The following is a 23,487-nucleotide window of genomic DNA, read 5'->3' as shown; positions in this document are numbered from 1 at the left end:
CATGGCGCGGCCATCCCGGCGCGTTGGGCAAAGAAAAAGCCTCCCCGGTGGGAACCGGGGAGGCTGGGGTATCCGGCGCGCTCGGCCGTCAGTTGGTCGGCATGGCGCCAATCGAGGGGTCGCCATAGAACCACTGTGTCGGCGCCAGGGCGAACCATGGCACATAGGTGCAGATCATCAGCACCACGAGCAGCACGAACAGGAAGCCGAGATTGGCCTTGGTGGTCTGCCAGATGTCCGATTTGGCGATCGAGCAGGCGGCGATGAGCACCGAGGCGACGGGCGGCGTCTGCTGGCCGATGGCGAGGTTCAGCGTCAGCACCAGGCCGAAATGCACCGGGTCGATGCCGACCTGCTGGATCAGCGGCAGGACGATGGGCACGGTCAGGATGATCGCGGCCGCCGAATGCAGGAACATCCCGAGGATGAGGAACAGGATGTTGAGCAGCAGCAGCACGAGATAGGGGTTGGTGGTGAAGTCGGCGATCGAGCTCGCCAGCGCCTGCGGCACCCGGCTCTCGGTGAGGAACACGCCGACCAGTGCCGAGGAGGCGACCAGCAGCATGACCACCGCCGTCTGCAGCGCGCCGTCGACGAGGGCGCGGTAAAGCGCGGTGAAGCTCAGCTCGCGATAGACCACGATGGCGATGAACAGCGCCGCGCAAACGGCGACCGCCGCGCCTTCGGTGGCGGTGACGAAGCCACCGAAGATGCCGCCGAGGATGATGACCGGCAGCATCAGCGCCCACAGGGCTTCGCGGAACGCCGTTACCAAACGGCTCCAGGCGAAGCGCTGCTCGACGGGAAAGTCGTTCTTCACCGCGTAGTACCAGCTCGCCAGGGCGAGGCCGGCGCCGCCGAGCAGGCCGGGCAGCAGGCCGGAGATGAACATCTTCACCACCGACACCTGCGCCATGACCGCGTAGAGGATCATCGGGATGGAGGGCGGCAGGATGATCGCCAGGCTGGCCGAGGATGACGAGATCGCGGCCGCGAACTCCTTGCTGTAGCCCCGGCTCTTCATGGCCGGGATCAGCAGCGAGCCGAGCGCGGCGACGCCGGCCACCGCCGAGCCGGAAATCTCGGCGAAGAACATCGACGAGCCGATCGTCACCATGGCGAGGCCGCCGCGCACGAAGCCGAGCATGGCGGAGGCGAGGTTGATCAGCCGCCGCGAAATCGACGACGAGTTCATGATGCCGCCCGCCAGGATGAACAGCGGAATGGCGAGAAGCGGGAAGTTGGTGGCGCCCTCGAACATGACCAGCGCCACGTTCGGCAGCATGTCGCCGCCCTGCGTCGCCCAGATGGCAACCACCGCCACCATGCCGAGCGCCACCGCGATAGGCACGTTCAGCAGCACCATGCCGAACAGGCCGAGGAACATCAGACCCATTGTGCTGCTCATCGGGGGGTGCCTCCGCTTGCCGGGGTCTCTTGAATGGTCTCGAGCGCTTCCTTCAGTTCGTGATCCTCGAAGCCGGCGCCGCGTGCGGCGGCCAGCACCTCGGGAAAGCGCATCAGTTCGGCGATGATGAACAGCACCGCCGTGATCGGGATCACCGACTGGGTGACGACCAAGGACACGTTCGGCAGCGAGACCAGTGTGCTGCCCTGGAGGATGTCGAGCACCTCAAGGCCAGTGACGGTGAGGATGACGAAGAACACCAGCACGATGATCTCCGCCAGGATGGTGCTGGCGACGCGCAGCGACGGCGGGAAGGCGTTGACGATGCCGGGAAAGCCGATATGGGCGCCGCGCAGCGCGGCCAGGGCGCTGCCATAATAGGTCAGCCAGCACAGGCCGATCGAGGCGATCTCGTCGTACCAGACCAGCGACAGGCCGGCGGCCCGGAACACGAAGCCGAGCACGATGATGACGGTGAGGGCCGCCATCAGCACTGCGGCGATAATTTCCAAGATCCGGTCATAGGATCTTCTGAGTGCGAGCATGTGCCTGTTCCACGGGCGCGGGCGCTCGGCCGCGCGTTCTGTAAGGAGCGGGGGGAGGGTCGTGCGGCGTTCCGGCCGGCGTGCCGCAGGGGCCGCCGGCCGGAAGGGGGCTCAGGAGCCCTTGCCGAGGGCGAGGGAGTCGTCGACCAGCTTCTGGCCGCCCGGCACTTCCTTCGCGAACTCCTCATAGACCGGCTTCGACGCCTCGATGAAGGCGGCCTTGTCGACCTCGTTCACCTGCATGCCGGCTTCCTTGAGCTTGCCGAGAAGCTCGTCATCAAGCTTGGCCGCAATTTCAAGCGCGACGGGCTGCATCTCGACGGCGGTCTCGGCGAGCGCCTTCTGCACGTCCGGCGGCAGCTTGGACCAGCTGCGCCCGGCGGTGACATAGGCCGGTGTGTAGACGTGGCCGGTCAGCGACAGGTACTTCTGCACTTCCTGGAAGCGCGAGGGGTAGATTTGGGCCAGCGGGTTCTCCTGGCCGTCCATCACCCCGGTCTGCAGCGCGACGAAGACTTCCGACAGCGCCATCGGGCTCGGCGTCGCGCCATAGGCCTGGAACATCCGCACCCGCCACACGCCCTGCGGCACGCGCAGCTTGATGCCCTTGAGGTCGTCCGGCTTGTTGACCGGCCGGGTGTTGTTGGTGACGTGGCGGATGCCGTTCTCCCACACGCCGATGATCTCGTAGCCCTTTTCCTTGGCGATCGGGACCAGAACGGGGGTGATGACGGCGTCGCGGATCTTCGCCGCGTGATCGCGGTCCTTGACCAGATAGGGCATCTCGAACACGCCGAACTCCGGTGCGACCGTCGTCATCACGGTCGAGGGGAGGGCGAGGTCGACGGTGCCGAGCTTCAGCTTCTTCAGCAGTTCGGTGTCGCCGCCGAGCTGGCTGGAGCCGTAGACGGTGACATGGGCCTTGTCGCCGAGCTTGGCGTTGGCGCGCTTGGCGAATTCCTGCGAGGTCTGGTCGAACAGCGAACCAGGCTCGCCCACATGGCCCAGCTTGATCTCGATGGGCGCGGCCGCCGCCGTGGCGGCAAGCAAGAGTGTGCCGGCAATCGCCGACACGATTCGCGTGATGCGGATCATGGCATGCTCCTTTGGGTTTCCTCGTGCCCGGTTTTCCGGTGCTTTTCTGTCGTGCGGAATGGCCAGGGGCGGGCGCCGGATGGCGTCGTCTATCCCTAGCAAAACCGAACTATGAATTATGAATGCAAAAATTAGCCGCCATGGCAAGGCGAGACTTGACGGTCCGGCCGCGAAAGGCACAGTCGGGTGCCGAAAAACACGCCCAATGCAGGGGAAACGCATGTCCGATCTCAGCCTCGACGCCGCCCAGACCATCCTTTCCACCGCGCTCGGCCAGTGCCGTGCCGGCAATTTCAAGCCTATGGCGGTGGTCGTGCTCGATGCGCGCGGCGCGGTGAAGGTGTCGGCGGCGGAGGACGGCACCAGCCTGAAGCGCTTCGAGGTCGCCCATGGAAAGGCCTATGGCGCGCTCTCGCTCGGCATGGGCTCGCGCTCGATCTTCAAGCGGGCGAAGGAGCAGGCCTTCTTCGTTGCCGCCGTCAGCCATCTCGCCGGCGGTGCGCTGGTGCCGGTGCCGGGCGGCGTGCTGATCCGCAACGCGGCCGGGGAGGTGATCGGCGCGGTCGGCATCTCCGGCGACACCTCCGAGAATGACGAGGCGGCGGCCAGCGCCGGCATCGCGGCGGCGGGCTTTGTCGCCGACCCCGGCGCCGACTGACGTTTCCAAAGCACTTGGTTATCGACCAGCGAAGGCGCGCGGGAACCCCGGGCGCCTTTCTGCGTTAAGTCCATCGAACGCCGTACTGCGGCGATTGTGAACGCTTGTTCAGAAACCTGTCAATTCTCGATAGTTTTCGTTCAGCGAGCATTCATCGGCAGGCCGTTATTACATCAGCAACGGTCAATATATCGGAGGAATGCTACGATGAAAAAATTGTCTATTGCCATTGCTGCGGCCGCGATGGTCTTTACTTCCGCTGCGGCGCCGGTCATGGCGCTGCCGATGATGCCGCAGGCTGTGGCGCCGCTGGCAAATTCTCCGCTTGCGGCGGCCAACCCGGTCGCCGAGGTGGAAAACGTCCAGTACCGCCCGAATAACCGCCGCGCCTATCGGCAGGGTTATCGCCAGGGGAACCGTCAGGGTTACCGCCAGGGCGCACGCCGTGGCTATTGGCGCCAGGGCGGCAACCATTATTACAATGGCTACCGCGGCTATAATTACTACCGCCCCGGCTACCGCCAGTATAATGGCTGGTACTTCCCCGCCGGTGCCTTTGCTGCGGGTGCGATCATTGGCGGCGCGCTTGGCGCCATCGCCAACCAGCCCTCGCAGTCCTATTCGGGCGGCAGCAACCATGTGCAGTGGTGCGCCAGCCAGTATCGCTCCTACCGGGCGTCGGACAACACCTTCCAGCCCTATAACGGCCCGCGCCAGCAGTGCGTTTCGCCGTGAACCTTCCGCGCACGCGGTAAACGAAAAGCCCGGCTTCGGCCGGGCTTTTTTGTGCCGTGTTTTGAAAACATCTCAGGTTGTTGTGGTAGCGGGAGAGGGACTTGAACCCCCGACCCCAGGATTATGATTCCCGTGCTCTAACCAGCTGAGCTACCCCGCCACAACAAACCAGCCCACCCATCGGGTGACGGCCGACCTGCGAAGTGGCGCGATATAAGGAAGCGGCCCGGACGGTGTCAAGGCGGGAAAGCGCGTTGCCCCCGACGGCTTGATCCAAAGGCCTACCAATGGGCCGGCGCGGGGAGGCCTTCCCGCACTTCGGCGAGGCGGCGGCGCGTGGCGGGGGTGGTGCCCGGCGGCAGGCCGGACGCTGGGAAGAAGCCGATTTCGGCGATCTCGCGATTCGGCACCTGGGGCTGCCCCTGCTCGAACTGCTCGACCACATAGACCGCGACATGATCGCGCGCCGCGAGATTGAGGTTCAGCAGCAGGCCGTGCAGGCGCGGCGCTGTCGCGAGGATGGCGGCTTCCTCCTGCAGTTCTCGGAGGATGGCGGCTTCGGCCGTCTCGCCCGGGTCGACCGCGCCGCCCGGCAGGTGCCAGCCCGGCACATAGGTGTGGCGCAGCAGCAGCACGGCACCGTCGGCGTCGATGACCACGGCGCGCACGCCGAGCGTGACGCCGCGCGTCCAACGGCCCCACAGGTGGAGAATGCGAACCAGAAGCCGCCGCGAAGCCGGCATGGGTGTGGGCGGTGGTGCGGGCGAACTGCCGAAAGCGTGACCACTGGCGCTTTCCTTTCCCCTGTCCGGACTGATAAGGAAACCCCCGTGTTTGTCCTTGCCCATGTCACCGACGCTCATCTGGGACCGCTGCCGCGCGCTCGCTTCGCCGAGCTGGCGGGCAAGCGGGCGCTCGGCGTGCTCAACTGGCGGCGCGGCCGCCAGCACCGCTTCTCCATCGCCACGATCGACCTGCTGGTCGACGACATCAAGTCGATGGCGCCCGATCATATCGCGGTGACGGGTGATCTGGTGAATGTCGGCCTTGCGGCCGAGTTCGCCACCGGGCTGAATTTCCTCAAATCGCTCGGCGCGGGGCCTGACGTGACGGTGGTGCCGGGCAATCACGATGCCTATGTGCGCTCCACCGCCCATCATTCGCTGCTCAATTGGGGCGACTATATGCGGGGTGACGGCATCAATGGCGACGTGACCGATGAGAGCGCCTTCCCCTTCGTGCGACGGCGCGGCGAAGTGGCGCTGATCGGCGTCTCCAGCGCCATCCCCACCCACCCCTTCATGGCCACCGGTAAGGTCGGCCGGGCGCAGCGCGAGCGGCTGGGCGCGGTGCTGGATGGGCTGGGCGCCGAAGGTCTGTTTCGCGTGGTGATGATCCATCACCCGCCGGCGGGCCTGCGCGCCGGCCACAAGCGGCTGATCGACGAGGTGGCGGTGCGCGACGTTCTCGCCCGCCATGGTGCCGAGTTGGTCATCTGCGGCCATGACCATGTGCCGATGGTAGAGATGATCCCCGGGCCGAATTCGGGGCTGATCCCCGTGGTCGAGGCGCCGTCCTTCGCCGCCGGGCCGGAAGACCGGCACTGGCCGGGCGGCTATCACCTCTACCGCATCGAGCGGGTCGCCGATGAAGGCTTCCCCTGGCGCTGCACCCTGGAGGCGCGCGGCTTCCAGCGCGGCGAGACGACGGTCGCCTCCCGCAGCACCCGGGTCCTCACGGCGGCAATAAGCGGTCGATAATTTCCGGGTAGAGGGTCGCGAACGCCGCCATGGCGAGCGCCCCCAGCACCAGGCCGAGCAGGAAGGGCAGGGCGCTGCCGCGTCTGGCCTCGGCCGGGGCGGGAGGGGCCGCGACGGGGTGGTGAGCGGCCGGGTGCGGCACGGCGGCCTCGATCTCCGGCGGCGTGCCGACACTCACCATCGCCTGCTCGCGGGCGATCAGCCGGCGGGCGATGTAGCGCGTCACCGCATCGACGATGTCGTTCGGGTTGGTGCTCTCGGCCAGCACATGGCGGCCGGAACGGGTGTCCTGCAGGAAGCGATAGGTGCGCCGGTCGCGGGCCAGCGTCACATGGGCGACCATGTCGATGAACAGGCGCGGAATTTCCCCGGGCATCAGGCCGCGGTCGAACAGATCGACATGCTCCAGCGGCACCTGGGCGAAGACCGGGTCGAGCAGCTCATTCAGCATGGACAGGCGGGCGAGGGTGGCGTCGCGCAGTTCGACGATGACGCCGGAACGCTCCGCTGCCTCCATGCGGGCGGCGCGGATCGCCTCGCGCAGCGATAGGCTGGGCGTCTCGCCACGCAGGCGCTCGTCGTCCATCGCCCAAAATCCCCGTTTCTCTCGCCCCATCATGGCGCCATCGGGTTAATGGGCCGTTCGCGGCGCCCTATGCTGCATCTTCGCCCCCAAGCGATTATGAAGCGGACCGGGGTCGGCGAACAGCGGCGGCCGGGGCTTCGGGGACAGCATGTCGAGCGATTATGCGATACCGGCCGGCGTGGTGGCGCTGGAGGACTACGAGGCGCTGGCGCAGGCGCGGCTCAGCGCGCAGGCCTTCGCCTATTTTTCCGGCGGGGCGGGGGATGAGGCGACGCTGCGCTGGAACCGCGCGGCCTTCGAGAAGGTTCGGCTGGTCCCGCGCGTGCTGGGGTATTTCGCGGGCGGCGGCACGGAACTCTCCTTGTTCGGCCAGTCCTTCGCCCATCCAATTCTGGTCGCGCCCACCGCCCATCACCGCCTTGCCGCGCCGGAGGCGGAGATCGCCACCGTGGTCGGGGCGGGCGGGGCGAGGGCCGGCATGGTGGCGAGCACTGAATCCGACGTGACGCTTGAGGAGATCGCCCGCGCGGCGCGCACGCCGCTCTGGTTCCAGCTTTATATCCAGCATGATCGCGGCTTCACCGCCGATCTGGTGCGCCGGGTCGAGGAGGCCGGCTATGGCGCGCTGGTGGTGACGGTGGATGCACCCGTGCACAGCCTGCGCAACCGCGAGCAGCGCGCGGGCTATGTCGGGCCGAAGCTCTCCGAGCACGCCAATCTGCGTGGCCTTTACACACGCCATGTCGCCGAGGCGGCTTTGGGCGAGAGCCTGATGTTTCGTGGCTTTCTTGATGTGGCGGCGCGCTGGGAGGACATTGCCTGGCTGCGGGCGCGTACCCAACTGCCGATCCTGCTCAAGGGCATCATGACGGGCGAGGACGCGGAGATCGCGCTGGCGCACGGCGTCGACGGGCTGATCGTCTCCAACCATGGCGGGCGGGTGCTCGACACGGTGCCGGCCAGCCTCGACGCGCTGCCCGGGGTGGTGCGGCAGGTGGCCGGGCGGGTGCCGGTGCTGATGGATGGCGGCATCCGGCGCGGCACCGACGTGCTGAAGGCGCTCGCCTTCGGCGCGCGTGCCGTTCTGGTCGGGCGGCCCTGCCTCTACGGGCTGGCGGTGGCCGGCCCGGCCGGCGTGGCCCATGTGCTGCATCTGCTGCGCTGCGAGTTCGAGGTGGCGATGGTGCTCACCGGCTGCCGGAATCTGGCCGATATCGGCCCGCAGGTGCTTTGGCCTACCGACCGCCCGGACGCTCAGTAGAGCGTGGCGCGGTAGCGCTCCAGCATCTCGGCCTGCGTCTCGGCGCTGGCCATGCCGAGCTGGTCGCGCAGCATCTCGCCCATGCTGGGCAGGCGGTCGCGGGGCAGGAAGCTGTCCGGGTTCCAGGCGCCCGACCGCATGAACGCCTTGGCGCAGTGCAGATAGACCTCCTCCACCACGACGCGCAGCACCGTCCTCGGCGCCTTGCCATCGACGATGAACCGCGCCAGCAGCTCGGCATCATCGCGGATCTCGGCGCGGCCATTGACCCGCAGCGTTTCGTCGACGCCGGGAATGAGGAAGAGCAGGCCCACCGCCGGGTTGGCGACCAGATTGGTGAGCGTGTCCAGCCGGTTGTTGCCCGGCCGGTCGGGCAGGAGCAGCGTGCCGGGGTCTTCCACCGTCACGAAGCCCGGCGCGTCGCCGCGCGGGGTGACGTCGGCGCGCCCGTCCGCGCCCATTGAGGACAGCATGACCAGCGGCGAGAAGCCGATGAAGGCGCGGGCATGCGGATCGATGGCCGGCAGCACCTTGCGGCGGCTGCGCTCGCGCACCTCGCCATAGAGCGCGCGAAGGTCCTCAAGGGTGGTGAGGGCGGCCATGATCTGTCCTTTCAGTTCTTCACAACGAGCTGCACGCGGTCGGCACAGAACCGGGCGCGGGAATACTGGATCGGCCGGCGCTGCGGGTCGCCATTGATGGCGTCCACTACCATGACCGTGCGCCCGGCGGGGAGGGCGAGCAGGCGGCGATCCTCCTCATCGGCGGGGCGGGCGGTGATGCGGGTTTCCAGCCGGCGGTAGTCGCCGAGGCCCAGCGTTTCCAACGCCCGCGTGACCGAACCGGTGGCGGCGACCAGCAAATCGAGGTCGCGGCAGCGGCCGGCCTCGTACCAGTGCGAGGCGACCGTGATCGGCACGCCGTCGGCCTCGCGGATCATGTCGATCCGCAGCACCTCGGCGCCGGGCGACAAACCCAGCGCCTGCGCGATCTCGGCTGAGGCCGCCTCGACGCGCGAGCCGAGCAGCCGCCCGCTGGGCGCGCGGCCCTCGCGCGCGACGATCTCGGAGAAGCGGGTGCGCGGGCCGATGGGGTAGCGGATCGGCGGTTCCTTGACGAAGGTGCCGCGCCCCGGCGTCGCCTCGATCAGCCGGCGCTCGGTGAGGTGGGCCAGTGCCCGGCGCAGGGTATGGCGATTGACGCCAAAGCGTTCCGCCAGCTCGTTTTCCGTCGGCAGGCGGGCGCCGGGGGCGAGGCGGCCCTCGACGATGTCGGCCTCGATCCGCTCGGCGATCTGCTTCCACAGCGAAACACCGGTGCCGCGCGCCACGTCCTCGTCCGCAGAGGGGGGCGATGTCATGGCGCTGTCGTTGGTCGGGTTCATCTTCTCACCGCGGTGCAAAAAACTGCGCTTGCCTATTTGTATAGATGAATATACAAATCCGCCGAAATGTAAACGGCCTTTGCGGCCCGCAGGCGCGGATTTCCAGATGCAGCCTTCCCGAGACGAATCCAGCAATGCCAACGCCTGGCGCGCCACGCGGCAGGGCGTGATGGCGGTGATGGCGCGGGCGGAATCGGCCGAGCTCGACGCCATTCTCGAGCGTCTTGGCCCGGTTCCCGCCGCCTCCAACCTCAAGCCGCCGGAAGTCGGGCTGGTGATGCTGCGCGGGCGGACGGGCGGGGATGGTGCCCCGTTCAATCTCGGCGAGGCGACGGTTTCCCGCGCGGCGATCCGGCTGGAGGGCGGCGCCGCCGGCTTCGCCTATCGTCTCGGGCGCGACCTCAAGGCGGCGCGCGCGGCGGCGATTCTCGACGCGCTGTGGCAGGACGAGGCCCGTCGCGCGGCGGTGGAAGAGGCGCTCATGCCGGTGCGGGCGCGGCTGGCCGATGCGGCGGCGACGGTGCGGACCGAGACGGCGGCCACCAAGGTCGACTTCTTCACCCTCGTGCGCGGGGAGGACTGACATGTCCGTCACCACTCTGGACGCCAGCCTAACCTCTTGCCTTGCCAATGGTTTCATTGATCCTGTGATGGATGGGCAGGCCAGTTTCCGCGCCGCCATGTGGGCGCTCTCCCGCCCCGGCCGGGTCGAGCCGATCGCGGCCGCGCTCACCCCGCCGCCGCCGCTTACCCCGGAAGCGGCGGCGCTGGTGCTGGCGCTATGCGACTACGAGACGCCGCTCTGGCTGGACCCGGCGCTGGCCCGCGTGCCTGAGGTCGCGGCCTTCCTGCGCTTCCACACCGGGGCGCCTGTTGTCGAGGACGCCGCCGAGGCACGCTTCGCGCTGATCGCCGAACCTCTTGATATGCCAGGTTTTTTTGATTTTGCGCAGGGCTCGCCCGAATTCCCGGACACCTCCGCCACGCTGATCCTGCAGGTGGACGCTTTCACCGGCGGGCTGGTGCTGGAAGGGCCGGGGGTCAACGGCCGCGCCGCTTTCGGCGCGGCGCCGCTGCCGGCGGACTTTATCGAGCGGATGGCGGAGAACCGTGCCGGATTCCCGCTCGGGGTCGATCTGCTGCTGGCCGGGCCGGGCGGTGTCGCCGGCCTGCCGCGTTCCGTCACCGTGAAGGAGGGTTGAGCGATGTATGTGGCGGCCAAGGGCGGCGAAAAGGCCATCCGCAACGCCCACGCGCTTCTCGCCAAGCGTCGGAGGGGAAACAGGAATCTGCCCTCGATCAGCCTCGCCCAGATCGCCCAGCAATTGACGCTGGCGGTGGACCGGGTGATGGCGGAGGGCTCGCTCTATGATGTGGAGCTGGCGGCGCTGGCGGTGAAACAGGCGCGCGGCGACCTGATCGAGGCGATCTTCCTCATCCGCGCCTTCCGCACCACCCTGCCGCGCTTCGGCTATGCGCAAGCCCTTGATACGGCTGAGATGCTGGTGCGCCGGCGGGTGTCCGCCACCTATAAGGACCTGCCCGGCGGCCAGCTGCTGGGGCCGACCTTCGACTATACCCACCGGCTGCTGGATACCTCTCTGGGCGTGGCCGATCAGGCCAATGAGGTGGACGATCAGGCCGGTGAGTCCAAAACGGCCGATGACGCCGCCGCGCCCGTTTCCATGCCGCGCGTCACCGACCTGCTGGGGCAGGAGGGGCTGATCGAGGGCGCGCCCGCCGACGATGGCAGCGAGCCTTTCGACATCACCCGCGCCCCGGTCTCTTATCCCGTCGACCGCTCGACCCGGCTGCAGACTCTGGCGCGCGGCGATGAGGGCTATCTCTTGGCGCTCGGCTATTCCACCCAGCGCGGCTATGGCCGCTCGCACCCCTTTGTCGGCGAGATCCGCTTCGGCGATGTCGAGGTGATCTTCGACGCGCCGGAACTGGGCTTCGAGGTCTCGCTCGGCACGGTGCAGGTGACGGAGTGCCAGAGCGTCAACCAGTTCAAGGGCACGGCGACCACCGCGCCGCAATTCACCCGCGGCTATGGCCTCGTCTTCGGCCAGTGCGAGCGCAAGGCGCTTTCCATGGCGCTGGTGGAGCGGGCGCTGCGCTGGGAGGAGCTGGGCGAGGAGCGCGGGGCCCCGGCGCAGGACGAGGAATTCGTGCTCTCCCATTGCGACAATGTGCAGGCGACCGGCTTCGTCGAGCACCTCAAGCTGCCGCATTACGTCGACTTCCAGGCCGAGCTCGACCTCGTGCGCCGCATGCGGGCCGAGCATGAGGAAAGCCGCCGCGCGGCTGACATGAAGGAGGCGGCGGAATGAACGCCCACGCTGTCGGGGGCATGCCCGAGATCACGTATAATTTCGCCTATCTCGACGAGCAGACGAAGCGGATGATCCGCCGGGCGATCCTCAAGGCGATCGCGGTGCCGGGCTATCAGGTGCCGTTCGCCGCCCGCGAAATGCCAATGCCCTATGGCTGGGGAACGGGGGGTGTGCAGGTGACGGCGGCCGTGCTGGGGCCGGACGATGTGCTGAAGGTCATCGACCAGGGCGCCGACGACACCACCAATGCGGTGGCCATTCGCGGCTTCTTCGAGAAGACCGCCCGTGTCGCCACCACCACCTCGGCTCGGGAAGCGACCGTCATCCAGACCCGCCACCGCATTCCCGAGACGCCGCTCTCGGAAAACCAGATCCTCATCTACCAGGTGCCGATCCCCGAACCGCTGCGCTTTCTGGAGCCGCGCGAGACCGAGACGCGGCAGCTGCACGCGCTGGCGGAATATGGCCTCATGCATGTGAAGCTGTATGAGGACATCGCCCGCCACGGCCATATCGCCACCACCTATGCCTACCCGGTTGAGGTGGCGGGGCGCTATGTGATGGACCCGTCGCCGATCCCGAAATTCGACAATCCCAAGCTCGACAATTGCCCGGCTTTGCAGCTGTTCGGTGCCGGGCGCGAAAAGCGCATCTACGCCATCCCGCCCTATACAAAAGTGCGCTCGCTGGATTTCGAGGACCACCCCTTCAAGGTGCAGCGCTTCGCCAAGCCCTGCGCGCTGTGCGCGGCGACGGGGGTCTATCTCGACGAGGTGATCCTCGACGACAAGGGCGGGCGGATGTTCGTGTGCTCGGACACCGACTATTGCAACGGGCGCCAGGAAGCCGGCCATCGCGGCGAGATGGCGGCCCCGGTGGGAGAGGGGGCATGAGTGCGCTCTCCACCGACTATCCTTCGAGGCCGGGCTTTGCCCGGCACCTCAGGATGACGGCCGTTCTCCGTCACCCGGGGATGACGGAGGTGCTCCGTCACCCGGGGATGATGTCCCGCCAACCGAACAACGTCATCCTGAGGTGCGAGCGCAGCGAGCCTCGAAGGATGCAGCCTTGCCGCGCGCTCTCCGCGAAGGGTGACCAGTCATGACCGACCAACCCCTCCTCATCGCCGATGGCCTCTCCAAGAATTACGGCACCCGGATCGGCTGCCGCGACGTGTCGCTGGAGGTCTATCCCGGCGAGGTGCTCGCCGTGGTCGGGGAATCCGGCTCGGGCAAGTCGACCCTGCTCGGCCTGCTCTCCACCGAGCTGGAGCCGAGCGCCGGCCGCGTCGCCTATCGCCTGCGCGACGGGCGCGTGGCGGACCTCGCCAGCCTCGGCGCGGCCGAGAAGCGGCTGTTGATGCGGACCGACTGGGGCTTCGTGCGGCAGAACCCGGCGGACGGGCTGCGCATGGCGGTCTCCGCCGGCGGCAATGTCGGCGAGCGGCTGATGGCGGTGGGCTGGCGCCACTATGGCAATATTCGCGACGAGGCGCTGGACTGGCTGGCCAAGGTGGAAATCGCCGGCGACCGCATCGACGACGACCCGCGCGCCTTTTCCGGCGGCATGCGCCAGCGGCTGCAGATCGCCCGCAACCTCGTCACAAGGCCGCGCCTCGTCTTCATGGACGAGCCGACCGGCGGGCTGGATGTGTCGGTGCAGGCGCGCCTGCTCGACCTCATTCGCGGGCTGGTGGCGGAGCTGGGGCTGGCGGTCATCATCGTCACTCATGACCTCGCCGTCGCCCGGCTGCTCTCGCACCGCATGGTGGTGATGCGGCACGGGCGGGTGATCGAGACCGGCATCACCGACCAGGTGCTCGACGACCCGCGCGAGCCCTACACGCAGCTCCTCGTCTCCTCGGTTCTGGCGGCGTGAGCATGACCAGCGACTGGAAGGGCGCATCCCGGGGACATCCCTCGAGGCCGGGCTTTGCCCGGCACCTCAGGATGACGGAAATTCTCCGTCACCCGGGGATGACGGCATTCTTCCGTCATCGGGGGATGACGGCACTCTTCCGTCACCCGGGATTAAGGGAAGTCTTCGAGGGAAGGCGACCTGCGTTTCCACCCCTACAACGTCATCCTGAGGTGCGCGCGGAGCGCGCCTCGAAGGATGTCGCGACAGAGCCGAGGCGGCCATGAGCGAATCCTCTCTCCCCATCCTTTCCGTCTCCGGCGTCTCCAAGACCTTCATCCTGCATCTGCGCGAAGGGGCGCGGCTGCCTGTGGTGAACGGCGCCGGCTTCGACCTCTACGCCGGCGAATGTGTGGCGCTGGGCGGGCCCTCGGGCGCGGGCAAGAGCTCGCTGCTGAAGATGGTCTACGGCAATTACCGCGTCGATTCCGGCGCCATTCTGGTGCGCGATGGCGCGGAGGTGGTCGACGTCGCCTCCACCTCGCCGCGCCGGCTGATCAAGCTGCGCGACACCACCATGGGCTATGTCAGCCAGTTCCTGCGGGTGATCCCGCGCGTCGGCGCCCGCGACGTGGTGGCCGAGCCGCTGATCCATGACGGGGTGGCGCCTGAGGAGGCGGTGGCGCGGGCGGGGGCGCTGCTCGCCCGGCTGAACCTGCCGGAGCGGCTGTGGAACCTGCCGCCCGCCACTTTTTCGGGCGGCGAACAGCAGCGGGTGAACATCGCCCGCGGGCTGATCGCCCATCGCCCGCTGCTGCTGATGGACGAGCCGACCGCCTCGCTCGATGCCGCCAACCGCCATGTGGTGGTGGAGCTGATCGCCGAGAAGAAGCGGGCCGGCGTCGCCATTCTCGGCATCTTCCACGATGCAGAGGTGCGCGAGGCCGCCTGCGACCGGGTGATCGACGTGACGGACTTCGCCAAGGCGGCGGCGTGAGGGGGCGGCCCCCCTCCCAGCAACGTCATCCCCGGGCTTGACCCGGGGATCCACGACTTGGGCGAGTGAAGGCAAGACGGGGAGGGCCGGATCAAGTCCGGTGCTGACCAACGGAAAAGGCGCTTGAAATGAACGAAACTGTCTACGCCGATGCGCGGCTGGTGCTGGAAGAGGTGGTGATCGAGGGCCATCTCGTCGTGCGCGACGGCGTGATCACCGAGATCGGCACCGGCGCAGCGCCGCGCGGGGCGGTGGATATGGGCGGCGACTATGTGCTGCCGGGCTTTGTCGAGCTGCACACCGACCATGTCGAGGGCCATCTCTACCCCCGCCCGCGCGTCACCTGGAACGCCTTCGCCGCCGTGACCGCCTATGACGCGCAGATCGCCGCCTCGGGCATCACCACCGTGTTCGACTCGCTGCGGGTGTGGCCGGACAAGCGCGCCGTGGGCATGGATGGCGACGCGCCGCTGCTCGCCCGCACCCTGCGCGAGGCGGGGGAGGCGGGCGTGCTGCGGGCGGAGCATTTCGTGCATCTGCGCTGCGAGGTGACGGCCGATGGCGTGGTGGAGGAAGCGGGCGCGCTGGTGGAGAGTGCCGGCGTGCGGCTGATCTCGCTGATGGACCACACGCCGGGCCAGCGCCAGTTCATGACCGAGGCGCAGTTCCGCAGCTACTACAAGAAGAAGAGCGGCATGAGCGATGCCGATCTCGACATCATCGTCGCCGACCGGATGGACGCGCATACCCGCTTCGCCCGGCCGAACCGCGCCCGGCTGGTGGCGATGGCGCGCGCGCAGGGCATCGTGCTGGCCAGCCATGACGACGCCACCGACGCCCATGTGGCGGAAGCGATCGAGGATGGCGTCGCCATCGCCGAATTCCCCACCACCGACGGCGCGGCGGAGGGCTCGCATGGCGCCGGCATCCGGGTGCTGATGGGCGCGCCCAATGTCGTGCGCGGCGGCTCGCACACCGGCAATGTCGCCGCCGAGAGCCTGGCGCGGCGCGGTGTGCTCGACATCCTCTCCTCCGACTATGTGCCGGGCAGCCTGATGCTCGCCGCCTTCGACCTGCCGCAGCGTGTGCCGGCCATCAGCCTGCCGCAGGCGGTGGCGATGGTGAGCGCCAACCCGGCGGCGGCGGCCGGGCTCAGCGATCGCGGCCGGCTGGCGCCGGGGCTGCGGGCCGATTTCATCCGGGTGTCGGTGGCCGGCGCCGGCCCGGTGGCGCGGGCGGTGTGGCGGCAGGGGGAGCGGATTTCGTGAGCGAGGATGTGAGGGAGGCGCCGGGCGTGGACGAGAAGCGCGGCGGGGAGACGTTCGGCCCCGGCCTGCTGGTGCTGGTGGTCGGCCCCTCCGGCGCCGGCAAGGACACGCTGCTCGCCTATGCCCGCGACAAGCTGGCGGGGCGCGCGGATATAAGCTTCGCCCGCCGCCGCATCACCCGCCCCACCGACGCCACCGAGGACCATGTGAGCCTTGACGCCGCCGCCTTTGCCGAGGGGCTGGCGCAGGGCCGCTTTCCGCTGCACTGGCAGGCCAATGGGCTGAGCTACGCGCTGGGCGAGGAAGTGGCGGAAGACATTTCAGCCGGGCGCACCGTCGTCGCCAATGGTTCGCGCGCGGCAGTGTCCGAGGCGCGGGCGCGCTTCGCCCGGGTGAAGCTGGTGCATGTCACCGCCCCGACCGAAATGCTGGCCGCCCGCATCGCCGCCCGTGGTCGCGAGAGCGCCGATGATGTGCTGGCGCGGCTGAAGCGCGAGCCGCCGCTCGACGCCCCGCCTGATCTCACCGTGCTCAATGTCGGCGCGGTGGAGACCGCCGGCGAGACGCTGGCGGAGTTTTTGCGCGGGCTGTGAAACGGGGCACCCGGCGCCTTCGCGGGGGCAAGCGATAGCCGTCCGTCCGTGTACCGGCCTCGGTTGGAACAGAACTTGCCGGTTCGGCGCCGCATTCGGCACCGGCTCTGCCCGTTGACAGAACGACGATGTCCACTCAACCTCACGTTCGGCGGATGCAACCCCAGGGAGTGCCATGGCCGATAACGTCTTTTTCAATATTCAGATATTGCGAGCCATAGCCGCAGGATTGGTAGCCTATTATCATCTTCAGCCAATGCTTGCCGTCATACATGACATTACTGATGTACGATTTCTGGCGTTTGGGGTCGATATTTTCTTTGTGATATCTGGGTTTGTCATGTTCATCTCGAATGATAAGATGAACAAGGGTGCCCTACTGTTTATGGTATTACGACTTTTGCGAATAGTTCCTCTTTACTGGATAGCGACGCTTACCGTTGTTGCGTTCTATGTGATTGGATTTCAGCCAAACGGTTTGATGTCGCTAAATTCTGACGTATTGGTTAAGTCTCTATTTTTTATACAGTCTGAGTTTGAAGATGGTCGATACGATTTGGTTCTTTCTCTTGGGTGGACGCTGATTTACGAGCTTTTCTTCTATTTTGTCTTCTCCCTTACGTTTTTCCTTCGATCTGCGCGAAAATCATTTGTCGCTGTGGCCCTGATTTTTGCCGCCTGCCTGTTGGTGGGGTATCTCGTTCCAGACCTTCCACGGGGCGTGGCCTATTTCACCAAGCCGATCATCGTCGAGTTCCTGTTCGGCGCCGCGCTGGCGCTTGTCGTGATGGCGTTGCGGGACCGGGGGGTGGTGCTGGGAAACGGCGCGGCCCGTGCGTCGGCCGGCGCGATCATACTCGCGCTCGGCCTGGCCCTGATGATCGAGATCGTGTCGCCCACGGTGCCCGGCATCAGCCGGTTCATCGTCTGGGGCGTGCCGGCGCTGATGATCGTCGCCGGACTGGTCGGGCTTGAATATGCCGGCTACGCATTGAAGGGCCGGGTGGCCCTGCTGCTCGGGGCGGCGAGCTACGCGCTGTACCTCTTTCACCCCGTCATCATGCAGGGCGTCGTCAAGCTGTTCGTCTGGTTCACGCCGGTTTCCGGCGTGGCCGGCGTCGTGCTGGTGGCGGCGGCCGCGCTCGCCGCTGCCGCGATAGGCTCCGTCCTCGTTCACCTGACGGTCGAGACGCCGATCCTGGAGGCGGGGCGCCGGCTCACCAGAAGAATGGGCACCCTCCTCGCGCGCCCACGCTACGGCGTGTAGGCGCTGCAAGGAGCCGAGCCTCCCCGTTTTGGCCGTTCGCAGAGCAGGCGTTCCTGCCGCGTCTGTCATCGGCAAGCGTCTGGCCTGATGAAGGGCCCCGCTACTGCCGGTATTGCTGGATGCGCGTGGTGCGCAGGCCGGCGAGGCCGTGGCGTTCGATCGACGCCTGCCAGGAAAGAAATTCCTCTGTCGTCAATGTATAACGGCTGCAGGCTTCCTCAAGGCTGAGGAGCCCGCCACGAACGGCGGCAACCACTTCCGCCTTGCGGCGAATGACCCAGCGCCGGGTGTTCGGCGGGGGCAGATCTGCAATGGTCAGCGGACTTCCGTCCGGCCCGATTACATACTTCACCCTCGGGCGATAGGGTTCTGTCATGTTTCACTCACTCAATACACACGACCAATGCCGTAAGCATAGCGCTGGAGATTTAAATATTCTCCTAAGCGAATCACGTGTCGGTGAGAGCTAAGTGTTTGCTGCTTCGTTAATATTTGCGAAGGACTTTGTTTACTTTTAATGCCGCAACGGCAATGGCGCCGGGCCACGCCGGGGAGGAAAGTGTTACCACGCGGGGCGGGCGCTGCCGGGCAGGGTTCATGAAATCGCCGCGGTGGCCTATATAGGGAAGACATCGCGTCGTTTTTTTCGCGCCGCGCCCGCCCTCACGCCGTTTCGCAAGCCGACGCCCATGATCCGTCTCGACGACAACGACCGCCCCCCCAGCCAGACGCGCGTCGTGGTCGCGATGTCGGGCGGCGTGGATTCCTCCGTCGTCGCCGCGCTCTACGCGCAGGCCGGCTATGATGTGGTGGGCGTGACGCTGCAGCTCTACGACCATGGCGAGGCGATGCACCACCGCCCCGGCGCCTGCTGCGCCGGCCAGGACATTTATGACGCCCGCACCGTGGCCGAGAAGCTCGGCATTCCCCATTACGTGCTCGATTATGAAAGCCGCTTCCGCCATGCGGTGATCGAGCGCTTCGCCGATGCCTATGCCGCCGGCGAGACGCCCATTCCCTGCGTCGATTGCAATCGCACGGTGAAGTTCCGCGATTTGCTGGAGACCGCGCGCGACCTCGGCGCCGATATTCTCGCCACCGGCCATTATGTCGCCAGCCGCGCGCTGGAAGGCGGCCGGCGCGGGCTGTTCCGCCCGCTCGACGAGAGCCGGGACCAGAGCTATTTCCTCTACGCCACCACCCAGGCGCAGATCGACATGCTGCGCTTTCCGCTCGGCGAGACCACCAAGCCGCAGGTGCGGGCGCTGGCCGAGAGCTTCGGGCTGAAAGTGGCGGACAAGCCGGACAGCCAGGACATCTGCTTCGTGCCCAATGGGCACTACACGGCCATTGTCGAGAAGCTGCGCCCCGAGGCGGCCGAGCCGGGCGAGATCGTGCATCTCGACGGGCGGGTGCTGGGCCGGCATGCCGGGGTGATGCGGTTCACCATCGGCCAGCGCAAGGGGCTGGGCATCGCCGCCGCCGAGCCGCTCTATGTCGTCGGCATCAATGCGGCGCAGCGGCGCGTGGTGGTCGGCCCGCGCAGCGCGCTCGGCGTCTCCGCCATCCGCATCGACGAGGTGAACTGGCTCGGCGAGGAAACGCTGGAGGATGCCGCCGCCCGCGAGCGCGAGCTTTATGTGAAGGTGCGCTCGGCCCGCGCCCCGGTGCCGGGCCATCTCGCCCCGGCCGAGGGTGGCGGGGTGGAGGTGCGGCTGCACGGCATCGAGGAGGGCGTGGCGCCGGGGCAGGCCTGCGTGTTCTACGCCGATGGCGAAGCCGGCACGCGCATGCTCGGCGGCGGGGTGATCCGCCGTTCGGCGGCGCCGTTCACCGCTTTGACACCTAACGTGGAGATGATGGCACGTTCGGCGTGAGTCGGCGTTACGTAGGGGAACGGGCGCCGGCCCGGCATTGTGCAAGGGGAACTGCATGAAGACCGATCTCGATCACGCCACGGTTCAAGAGGCTTATGCCGGCTGGGCCCCGATCTACGACATCGTGTTCGGCGCCGTGTTCGAGCCCGGCCGCAAGGCGGCGCTGCGGGCGGCGGAGCGGATCGGCGGGCGCATCCTCGATTTCGGCGTCGGCACCGGCTTCGCGCTGCCGGCCTATAAGCGCACCAATCGTCTGGTCGGGGTCGATATTTCCGAGCCGATGCTGCGCAAGGCGCATGAGAAGGTGGCAAAGGAGAACCTGACCCATGTCGAGGGGCTCTGCCTGATGGACGGCGCCCATATGGGCTTCGCCGATAATTCCTTCGATGTGGTGATGGCGCAGTTCGTCATCACCGTGGTGCCGCACCCGGAAGAGACGCTGGACGAGATGGCCCGCGTGCTGAAGCCCGGCGGCGAGATCATCCTGGTCAACCATCTCGGCGCCGAGGACGGCCCGCGCGCCGTGTTCGAGCGCTGGTTCGCCCGCCGCGCCCGCAAGCTGGGCTGGCGGCCGGAATTCCAGTTCGCCCGGCTGCACAATTGGGCGGTGCGCAATGGCACGGTGGATTTGCCGGTCAAGCGCGACGTGGCGCTCGGCATGTACACCATGGTGCGCTTCCGCAAGCGCACCGAGGCGGAAATCGCCGCCATGAGCGAGAGCGTGGCGCTGGCCGGCTGAGGGCGGTATTGCGCTGGGGCGCGCGATCGCCGAGGCTGGCGGCGCCCCGTCACCCCCAGCTTCGGCAGATCATGGCCTTCCTGTCCCGCCTTGCCACCCGCGCCAGCCTTTCCCTCCTCCTGCTCGCGTCCGCTTTGCCGGCGCGGGCGCAGCAAGGCGGCGCCGTCGCCGTGGCGGGCGGGGTGAGCTACGAATATCTCGAGACCTGGGATGTCGCGCGCCTCAACAAGGTGCTGACCACCGAGACGCCGGCCTTTGCCGGCATTCCGGTCGCCTATACCCCGGCGCGCAACGGCGCGAGGCTCTACCGCGTCACCTATCCCAGCGTCATTCCCGAGCGCGGCAACCGGCCGACCGTGACCACCGGCCTGCTGGCCGTGCCTGACCTGCCGGGCACATCCTTCCCGATGGTCTCCTACCAGCACGGCACGGTGTACGGGAAACAGGAGGTGCCGTCCTTCATCGCCCAGTCGAGCGAGACGGCGCTGATGGTGGCCCAGTTCGCCGGGCAGGGCTATATCGTTGTCGGCGCCGATTATTTCGGGCTCGGCCTTTCCACCGAGCCGGAAGGCTACATGGTGAAGGCCAGCCAGCAGCAGGCGACCGCCGACCTGCTGACGGCGAGCCGCAGCGTGCTTGAGGCGATGAAGCTCGCCAGCCCGAAGCTGTTCCTCGCCGGCTGGTCGCAGGGCGGCTTCGTCACCATGGCGCTGCTGGAGAAGCTGGAGGCCGACGGCATCGCGGTGAATGCGGCAGCCACCGCCAGCGCGCCGGTCGATGTCTATGTGGCGCTGAGCGGCTTTCTCGACTTTCCCCGCCCGCTGGACGCCACCTGGGTGATGTCGCTGTTCATCCTCTCGGCGTTTTCCTACGAGAATTATTACGGCCTGCCCGGGCTGGCGCGGGCGCTGATCGCCGATGAATATTACGAGGTGACGCGCAAGGCCTATATGCGCGAGACGTTCAATGTCGCCGACATTCCGACCGACATCACCACGCTGATCCGGCCGGCCTATTTCGATCCGCAATACTTCGCCAACTCGGCCTATGGCCGGATCGCGCTGGCCACCAATGCCTATCGCTGGGTGATCAAGACGCCGGTGCGCAACTATTATGGCGAGACCGACGAGGTGATCAGCACCGGCCTCGGCCAGCTGGCGCAGACCTATCAGCGGGCGATGGGCGCCGGCAACATGCAGGTGGAGGCGATCTCCACCGGCAAGACCACCCATCGCGGCACCTTCGCCACCGCCGTGCCGCAGTGGAAGGCGTGGTTCGACGGGAAGTGAGGGGGGGTCCTCACTCCCACCAAACCTCCGGCCCCACCGGCACCACCGCGGTCGGGTTGATGGTTTTGTGGCTCTCGTAATAGTGCCGCTTGATGTGGGTGAGGTTCACCGTGCCGGCGACCCCCGGCAGCGCGTAAAACGCCTTCACGAAGCGCGACAGGTTCGGGTAGTCGAAAATCCGGCGGATGTTGCACTTGAAGTGGCCGACATAGACCGGATCGAAGCGGATCAGCGTGGTGAACAGGCGGATATCGGCCTCGGTCAGCGCCTCGCCCAGCAGCCAGTCGCGGCCCTCAAGGCGAGCTTCCAGCGCGTCCAGCTCCTTGAACAGGGCGGTGACGGCCTCCTCATAGGCGTCCTGCGTGGTGGCGAAGCCGGCCTTGTAGACGCCGTTATTCACCGCGTCATAGACCCGGGCGTTCAGCGCGTCGATCTCGCCGGCGAGGGCGGGCGGGTAGTAGTCGTGCCGGTCGTCCGTGAAGGCGGCGAAGGCCGAGTTGAGCATGCGGATGATCTCCGCCGACTCGTTGCTCACAATGGTGCCGCGCGTCTTGTCCCACAGCACCGGCACGGTGACGCGGCCGGAAAAGGCGGGGTCGGCGGCGAGGTAGACCTCATAAAGCCGCTGCTTGCCGAGCACGCCATCGGTGGTGGCGCCTTCGCTACGGCGCTCGGCATGGTCGGCGAACACCCAGCCTTCCGCGCCCATGAACGGGTCGACCACCGAGACGGAGATAACCTCCTCCAGACCCTTCAGCGCCCGCATGATGAGGGTGCGGTGGGCCCAGGGGCAGGCGAGCGAGACATAGAGGTGATAGCGCCCGGCCTCGGCGGGAAAGCCGCCCTCGCCGGAAGGGCCGGGCGCGCCGTCAGCGGTGATCCAGTTGCGGAAGCGCGTCACGGTGCGCTCGAAGCGCCCGCCCGTGCTCTTGGTGTCGTACCATTTGTCGACCCATTGGCCGTCGACCAGCAGTCCCATGCGCGCTCTCCCTGTGTGCCCCTGACAATAGGGCGCGGCGGGCGGCTGGCCAGTTTTCCCGTTTGCACACCGGGCAGGGTGGTCTTGCGCGGATGCCCTGTGGGCTCAGCCGATCCGCTTGAAATAGAGCAGCGTCGCGGTGAGCCCGCCCTGCGGCTTCAGCGCGTAATCGGGCAGGCGGCCGGCGGGCTGGAAGCCGTGCTTCTCATAAAGGCCGGCGGCACCCTCTTCTTCGGCGGTGTCGAGCACCAGCATTGTGCGCCCCTGCGCCACCGCCTGCCGCTCGGCCTCGATGAGCAGCGCGCGGGCAAGGCCACGGCCGCGAAAAGCCGGGTGGGTCATCATCTTGGCGATCTCGGCGCGGTGCGGCTGGTTCTCCGGCAGGGCGAGAACCAGCGTCACCGTGCTGGCGAGCGCGCCGTCGATGAAGGCGCCGAGCACCAGCCGCTGGCCGCGTGCGGCCGCCGCCAGGCTGGCGCGGGCGAAGGCGCGGGCCTTTTCAGGCGCCAGCGGGTGCATGAAGCCGACCGAGCCGCCGCCGGCCACCGTCTCGATGAGCAGGGCGGCGAGGGCGTCGATGGTGGCGGGGTCGGCGGAGAGGAGGCGGATGTCGGGCGCGGTCATGATGGTGCTGAGGCTAATCCATCCGGCGCGGGCCCGGCAACGCTCGACCTCGCGCGCCGTCCGTGCTATCGGGCGCGTCCGATCGAGGAAAGCCCGATGTTCCGGTTGCCGGCCCAGCGACGACGAGACGAGCGAGCCCGCCGCGCCAGCAGGCGCGCGTGCCTGCCCGTTGCTGCCCGCTGAGAGCCGTGATGCGCGGTGGCTCGGTGCGGCGGCCTGCCGACCCTGA

General features: G+C 67.5%; 26 protein-coding genes and 1 tRNA gene. 16 read left to right on the top strand and 11 right to left on the bottom strand.

The genetic code is table 11. From position 1 onward, the window contains the following. Positions 1-88: 88 nt before the first annotated feature. The 3 genes from A3M1_RS0101605 to A3M1_RS0101595 all read right to left on the bottom strand — a co-directional run bounded on the left by A3M1_RS0101605 (position 89) and on the right by A3M1_RS0101595 (position 3,048). Entirely contained in the window at positions 89-1,408 is a 1,320-nt protein-coding gene (locus A3M1_RS0101605; RefSeq protein WP_245261541.1) for a TRAP transporter large permease, read from the bottom strand. Next, complete coding sequence (locus tag A3M1_RS0101600) at positions 1,405-1,953, bottom strand: TRAP transporter small permease (RefSeq protein WP_018387198.1); 549 nt, start codon at positions 1,951-1,953, stop codon at positions 1,405-1,407. The genes A3M1_RS0101605 and A3M1_RS0101600 overlap by 4 nt, the downstream gene beginning before the upstream one ends. 111 nt (positions 1,954-2,064) lie before the next feature. After that, positions 2,065-3,048 (bottom strand): TRAP transporter substrate-binding protein, encoded by a 984-nt coding sequence (locus A3M1_RS0101595; RefSeq protein WP_018387197.1) that lies wholly within the window; start codon positions 3,046-3,048, stop codon positions 2,065-2,067. A gap of 220 nt (positions 3,049-3,268) precedes the next feature. Between A3M1_RS0101595 and A3M1_RS0101590 the strand changes: the two genes are divergently transcribed. Continuing rightward, on the top strand, positions 3,269-3,706 hold the full coding sequence (locus A3M1_RS0101590; protein WP_018387196.1) for a heme-binding protein: 438 nt from the start codon (positions 3,269-3,271) through the stop codon (positions 3,704-3,706). A 207-nt stretch (positions 3,707-3,913) separates the two neighbouring features. Then, positions 3,914-4,441, top strand: coding sequence for a BA14K family protein (locus A3M1_RS0101585; RefSeq protein WP_026221083.1), 528 nt, complete (start codon positions 3,914-3,916; stop codon positions 4,439-4,441). 83 nt (positions 4,442-4,524) lie between these two features. Here the strand turns inward: A3M1_RS0101585 and A3M1_RS0101580 are convergent. Continuing rightward, positions 4,525-4,601, bottom strand: a tRNA-Met gene (locus A3M1_RS0101580). 121 nt (positions 4,602-4,722) lie between these two features. Beyond that, complete coding sequence (locus A3M1_RS0101575; RefSeq protein WP_018387194.1) at positions 4,723-5,184, bottom strand: NUDIX domain-containing protein; 462 nt, start codon at positions 5,182-5,184, stop codon at positions 4,723-4,725. An 87-nt stretch (positions 5,185-5,271) separates the two neighbouring features. On the opposite strand from A3M1_RS0101575, the gene A3M1_RS0101570 reads away from it, so the two are divergent. Beyond that, complete coding sequence (locus A3M1_RS0101570) at positions 5,272-6,201, top strand: metallophosphoesterase (protein ID WP_018387193.1); 930 nt, start codon at positions 5,272-5,274, stop codon at positions 6,199-6,201. Here A3M1_RS0101570 and A3M1_RS0101565 read toward each other — a convergent pair. Further along, on the bottom strand, positions 6,176-6,787 hold the full coding sequence (locus A3M1_RS0101565; RefSeq protein WP_018387192.1) for a hypothetical protein: 612 nt from the start codon (positions 6,785-6,787) through the stop codon (positions 6,176-6,178). The genes A3M1_RS0101570 and A3M1_RS0101565 overlap by 26 nt on opposite strands. A 148-nt stretch (positions 6,788-6,935) precedes the next feature. Between A3M1_RS0101565 and A3M1_RS0101560 the strand changes: the two genes are divergently transcribed. Continuing rightward, positions 6,936-8,048, top strand: a complete 1,113-nt coding sequence (locus A3M1_RS0101560; RefSeq protein ID WP_018387191.1) for an alpha-hydroxy acid oxidase — start codon at positions 6,936-6,938, stop codon at positions 8,046-8,048. Here the strand turns inward: A3M1_RS0101560 and A3M1_RS0101555 are convergent. Together A3M1_RS0101555 and phnF are read right to left on the bottom strand one after the other, a co-directional pair. Then, positions 8,042-8,650 carry a pyridoxamine 5'-phosphate oxidase family protein gene (locus A3M1_RS0101555; protein WP_018387190.1) on the bottom strand — a complete coding sequence of 203 codons (609 nt, stop codon included), beginning with the start codon at positions 8,648-8,650 and terminating at the stop codon, positions 8,042-8,044. The two genes, A3M1_RS0101560 and A3M1_RS0101555, sit on opposite strands and share 7 nt — an antisense overlap. A gap of 11 nt (positions 8,651-8,661) precedes the next feature. After that, positions 8,662-9,408 carry a phosphonate metabolism transcriptional regulator PhnF gene (gene phnF / locus A3M1_RS0101550; RefSeq protein WP_371258727.1) on the bottom strand — a complete coding sequence of 249 codons (747 nt, stop codon included), beginning with the start codon at positions 9,406-9,408 and terminating at the stop codon, positions 8,662-8,664. A 130-nt stretch (positions 9,409-9,538) separates the two neighbouring features. Here phnF and phnG point away from each other — a divergent pair, with 130 nt between their 5' ends. From phnG to A3M1_RS25610, 9 genes are all read left to right on the top strand, one after another. Further along, on the top strand, positions 9,539-10,015 hold the full coding sequence (gene phnG, locus A3M1_RS0101545; protein ID WP_018387188.1) for a phosphonate C-P lyase system protein PhnG: 477 nt from the start codon (positions 9,539-9,541) through the stop codon (positions 10,013-10,015). Position 10,016: 1 nt separating this feature from the next. Then, on the top strand, positions 10,017-10,634 hold the full coding sequence (gene phnH, locus A3M1_RS0101540) for a phosphonate C-P lyase system protein PhnH (RefSeq protein WP_018387187.1): 618 nt from the start codon (positions 10,017-10,019) through the stop codon (positions 10,632-10,634). 3 nt (positions 10,635-10,637) lie between these two features. Then, entirely contained in the window at positions 10,638-11,765 is a 1,128-nt protein-coding gene (locus A3M1_RS0101535) for a carbon-phosphorus lyase complex subunit PhnI (RefSeq protein ID WP_018387186.1), read from the top strand. Beyond that, positions 11,762-12,661 carry an alpha-D-ribose 1-methylphosphonate 5-phosphate C-P-lyase PhnJ gene (locus A3M1_RS0101530; protein ID WP_018387185.1) on the top strand — a complete coding sequence of 300 codons (900 nt, stop codon included), beginning with the start codon at positions 11,762-11,764 and terminating at the stop codon, positions 12,659-12,661. Before A3M1_RS0101535 ends, A3M1_RS0101530 begins: the two co-directional genes overlap by 4 nt. 208 nt (positions 12,662-12,869) lie before the next feature. Beyond that, the gene (gene phnK / locus A3M1_RS0101520; protein ID WP_018387183.1) at positions 12,870-13,646 is read left to right on the top strand and encodes a phosphonate C-P lyase system protein PhnK; all 777 of its coding nucleotides are present in this window, start codon (positions 12,870-12,872) and stop codon (positions 13,644-13,646) included. Positions 13,647-13,908: 262 nt separating this feature from the next. Then, positions 13,909-14,622 (top strand): phosphonate C-P lyase system protein PhnL, encoded by a 714-nt coding sequence (phnL, locus tag A3M1_RS0101515; RefSeq protein WP_018387182.1) that lies wholly within the window; start codon positions 13,909-13,911, stop codon positions 14,620-14,622. Between the two features lie 128 nt (positions 14,623-14,750). Beyond that, positions 14,751-15,890 (top strand): alpha-D-ribose 1-methylphosphonate 5-triphosphate diphosphatase, encoded by a 1,140-nt coding sequence (locus A3M1_RS0101510; RefSeq protein WP_018387181.1) that lies wholly within the window; start codon positions 14,751-14,753, stop codon positions 15,888-15,890. Continuing rightward, a complete protein-coding gene (phnN, locus tag A3M1_RS0101505) occupies positions 15,887-16,483 on the top strand; it encodes a phosphonate metabolism protein/1,5-bisphosphokinase (PRPP-forming) PhnN (RefSeq protein ID WP_018387180.1) in 597 nt (198 codons plus the stop codon). Before A3M1_RS0101510 ends, phnN begins: the two co-directional genes overlap by 4 nt. A 175-nt stretch (positions 16,484-16,658) precedes the next feature. Next, positions 16,659-17,750, top strand: coding sequence for an acyltransferase (locus tag A3M1_RS25610; RefSeq protein ID WP_081620312.1), 1,092 nt, complete (start codon positions 16,659-16,661; stop codon positions 17,748-17,750). Positions 17,751-17,850: 100 nt separating this feature from the next. Here A3M1_RS25610 and A3M1_RS0101495 read toward each other — a convergent pair whose 3' ends face one another. After that, entirely contained in the window at positions 17,851-18,126 is a 276-nt protein-coding gene (locus tag A3M1_RS0101495) for a DUF1153 domain-containing protein (RefSeq protein WP_018963919.1), read from the bottom strand. 313 nt (positions 18,127-18,439) lie between these two features. Between A3M1_RS0101495 and mnmA the strand changes: the two genes are divergently transcribed. The 3 genes from mnmA (at position 18,440) to A3M1_RS0101480 (ending at position 21,655) form a co-directional block, all read left to right on the top strand. After that, entirely contained in the window at positions 18,440-19,627 is a 1,188-nt protein-coding gene (gene mnmA, locus A3M1_RS0101490) for a tRNA 2-thiouridine(34) synthase MnmA (protein WP_018387177.1), read from the top strand. A 55-nt stretch (positions 19,628-19,682) separates the two neighbouring features. Continuing rightward, positions 19,683-20,366, top strand: coding sequence for a class I SAM-dependent methyltransferase (locus A3M1_RS0101485; RefSeq protein ID WP_018387176.1), 684 nt, complete (start codon positions 19,683-19,685; stop codon positions 20,364-20,366). A gap of 71 nt (positions 20,367-20,437) precedes the next feature. Continuing rightward, entirely contained in the window at positions 20,438-21,655 is a 1,218-nt protein-coding gene (locus A3M1_RS0101480) for a S9 family peptidase (RefSeq protein ID WP_018387175.1), read from the top strand. Between the two features lie 10 nt (positions 21,656-21,665). Here the strand turns inward: A3M1_RS0101480 and A3M1_RS0101475 are convergent, their stop codons facing one another. Together A3M1_RS0101475 and A3M1_RS0101470 are read right to left on the bottom strand one after the other, a co-directional pair. Next, positions 21,666-22,634: a glutathione S-transferase family protein gene (locus tag A3M1_RS0101475; protein ID WP_018387174.1), complete on the bottom strand. Its 969-nt coding sequence runs from the start codon at positions 22,632-22,634 to the stop codon at positions 21,666-21,668. 105 nt (positions 22,635-22,739) lie between these two features. Then, complete coding sequence (locus A3M1_RS0101470; RefSeq protein WP_018387173.1) at positions 22,740-23,258, bottom strand: GNAT family N-acetyltransferase; 519 nt, start codon at positions 23,256-23,258, stop codon at positions 22,740-22,742. Positions 23,259-23,487: the final 229 nt, after the last annotated feature.

The sequence above is a fragment of the Ancylobacter sp. FA202 genome, from assembly GCF_000380205.1.
In the GTDB taxonomy this organism is placed as follows: Bacteria; Pseudomonadota; Alphaproteobacteria; order Rhizobiales; family Xanthobacteraceae; genus Ancylobacter.
This window is presented reverse-complemented; position numbering and strand designations above follow the sequence as displayed.

Bases quoted from the DNA above. Each gene is read 5' to 3' on its own strand.
- A3M1_RS0101585 (WP_026221083.1), top strand. From the start codon at position 3,914: ATGAAAAAATTGTCTATTGCCATTGCTGCGGCCGCGATGGTCTTTACT.
- A3M1_RS0101605 (WP_245261541.1), bottom strand. From the start codon at position 1,408: ATGAGCAGCACAATGGGTCTGATGTTCCTCGGCCTGTTCGGCATGGTG.
- phnF (WP_371258727.1), bottom strand. From the start codon at position 9,408: ATGACATCGCCCCCCTCTGCGGACGAGGACGTGGCGCGCGGCACCGGT.
- A3M1_RS0101510 (WP_018387181.1), top strand. From the start codon at position 14,751: ATGAACGAAACTGTCTACGCCGATGCGCGGCTGGTGCTGGAAGAGGTG.
- A3M1_RS0101560 (WP_018387191.1), top strand. From the start codon at position 6,936: ATGTCGAGCGATTATGCGATACCGGCCGGCGTGGTGGCGCTGGAGGAC.
- mnmA (WP_018387177.1), top strand. From the start codon at position 18,440: ATGATCCGTCTCGACGACAACGACCGCCCCCCCAGCCAGACGCGCGTC.
- A3M1_RS0101485 (WP_018387176.1), top strand. From the start codon at position 19,683: ATGAAGACCGATCTCGATCACGCCACGGTTCAAGAGGCTTATGCCGGC.
- phnL (WP_018387182.1), top strand. From the start codon at position 13,909: ATGAGCGAATCCTCTCTCCCCATCCTTTCCGTCTCCGGCGTCTCCAAG.
- A3M1_RS0101480 (WP_018387175.1), top strand. From the start codon at position 20,438: ATGGCCTTCCTGTCCCGCCTTGCCACCCGCGCCAGCCTTTCCCTCCTC.
- A3M1_RS25610 (WP_081620312.1), top strand. From the start codon at position 16,659: ATGGCCGATAACGTCTTTTTCAATATTCAGATATTGCGAGCCATAGCC.
- phnH (WP_018387187.1), top strand. From the start codon at position 10,017: ATGTCCGTCACCACTCTGGACGCCAGCCTAACCTCTTGCCTTGCCAAT.
- A3M1_RS0101530 (WP_018387185.1), top strand. From the start codon at position 11,762: ATGAACGCCCACGCTGTCGGGGGCATGCCCGAGATCACGTATAATTTC.
- A3M1_RS0101475 (WP_018387174.1), bottom strand. From the start codon at position 22,634: ATGGGACTGCTGGTCGACGGCCAATGGGTCGACAAATGGTACGACACC.
- phnG (WP_018387188.1), top strand. From the start codon at position 9,539: ATGCAGCCTTCCCGAGACGAATCCAGCAATGCCAACGCCTGGCGCGCC.
- phnK (WP_018387183.1), top strand. From the start codon at position 12,870: ATGACCGACCAACCCCTCCTCATCGCCGATGGCCTCTCCAAGAATTAC.
- A3M1_RS0101600 (WP_018387198.1), bottom strand. From the start codon at position 1,953: ATGCTCGCACTCAGAAGATCCTATGACCGGATCTTGGAAATTATCGCC.
- A3M1_RS0101535 (WP_018387186.1), top strand. From the start codon at position 10,638: ATGTATGTGGCGGCCAAGGGCGGCGAAAAGGCCATCCGCAACGCCCAC.
- A3M1_RS0101595 (WP_018387197.1), bottom strand. From the start codon at position 3,048: ATGATCCGCATCACGCGAATCGTGTCGGCGATTGCCGGCACACTCTTG.
- A3M1_RS0101495 (WP_018963919.1), bottom strand. From the start codon at position 18,126: ATGACAGAACCCTATCGCCCGAGGGTGAAGTATGTAATCGGGCCGGAC.
- A3M1_RS0101565 (WP_018387192.1), bottom strand. From the start codon at position 6,787: ATGGACGACGAGCGCCTGCGTGGCGAGACGCCCAGCCTATCGCTGCGC.
- A3M1_RS0101590 (WP_018387196.1), top strand. From the start codon at position 3,269: ATGTCCGATCTCAGCCTCGACGCCGCCCAGACCATCCTTTCCACCGCG.
- A3M1_RS0101555 (WP_018387190.1), bottom strand. From the start codon at position 8,650: ATGGCCGCCCTCACCACCCTTGAGGACCTTCGCGCGCTCTATGGCGAG.
- A3M1_RS0101470 (WP_018387173.1), bottom strand. From the start codon at position 23,258: ATGACCGCGCCCGACATCCGCCTCCTCTCCGCCGACCCCGCCACCATC.
- A3M1_RS0101575 (WP_018387194.1), bottom strand. From the start codon at position 5,184: ATGCCGGCTTCGCGGCGGCTTCTGGTTCGCATTCTCCACCTGTGGGGC.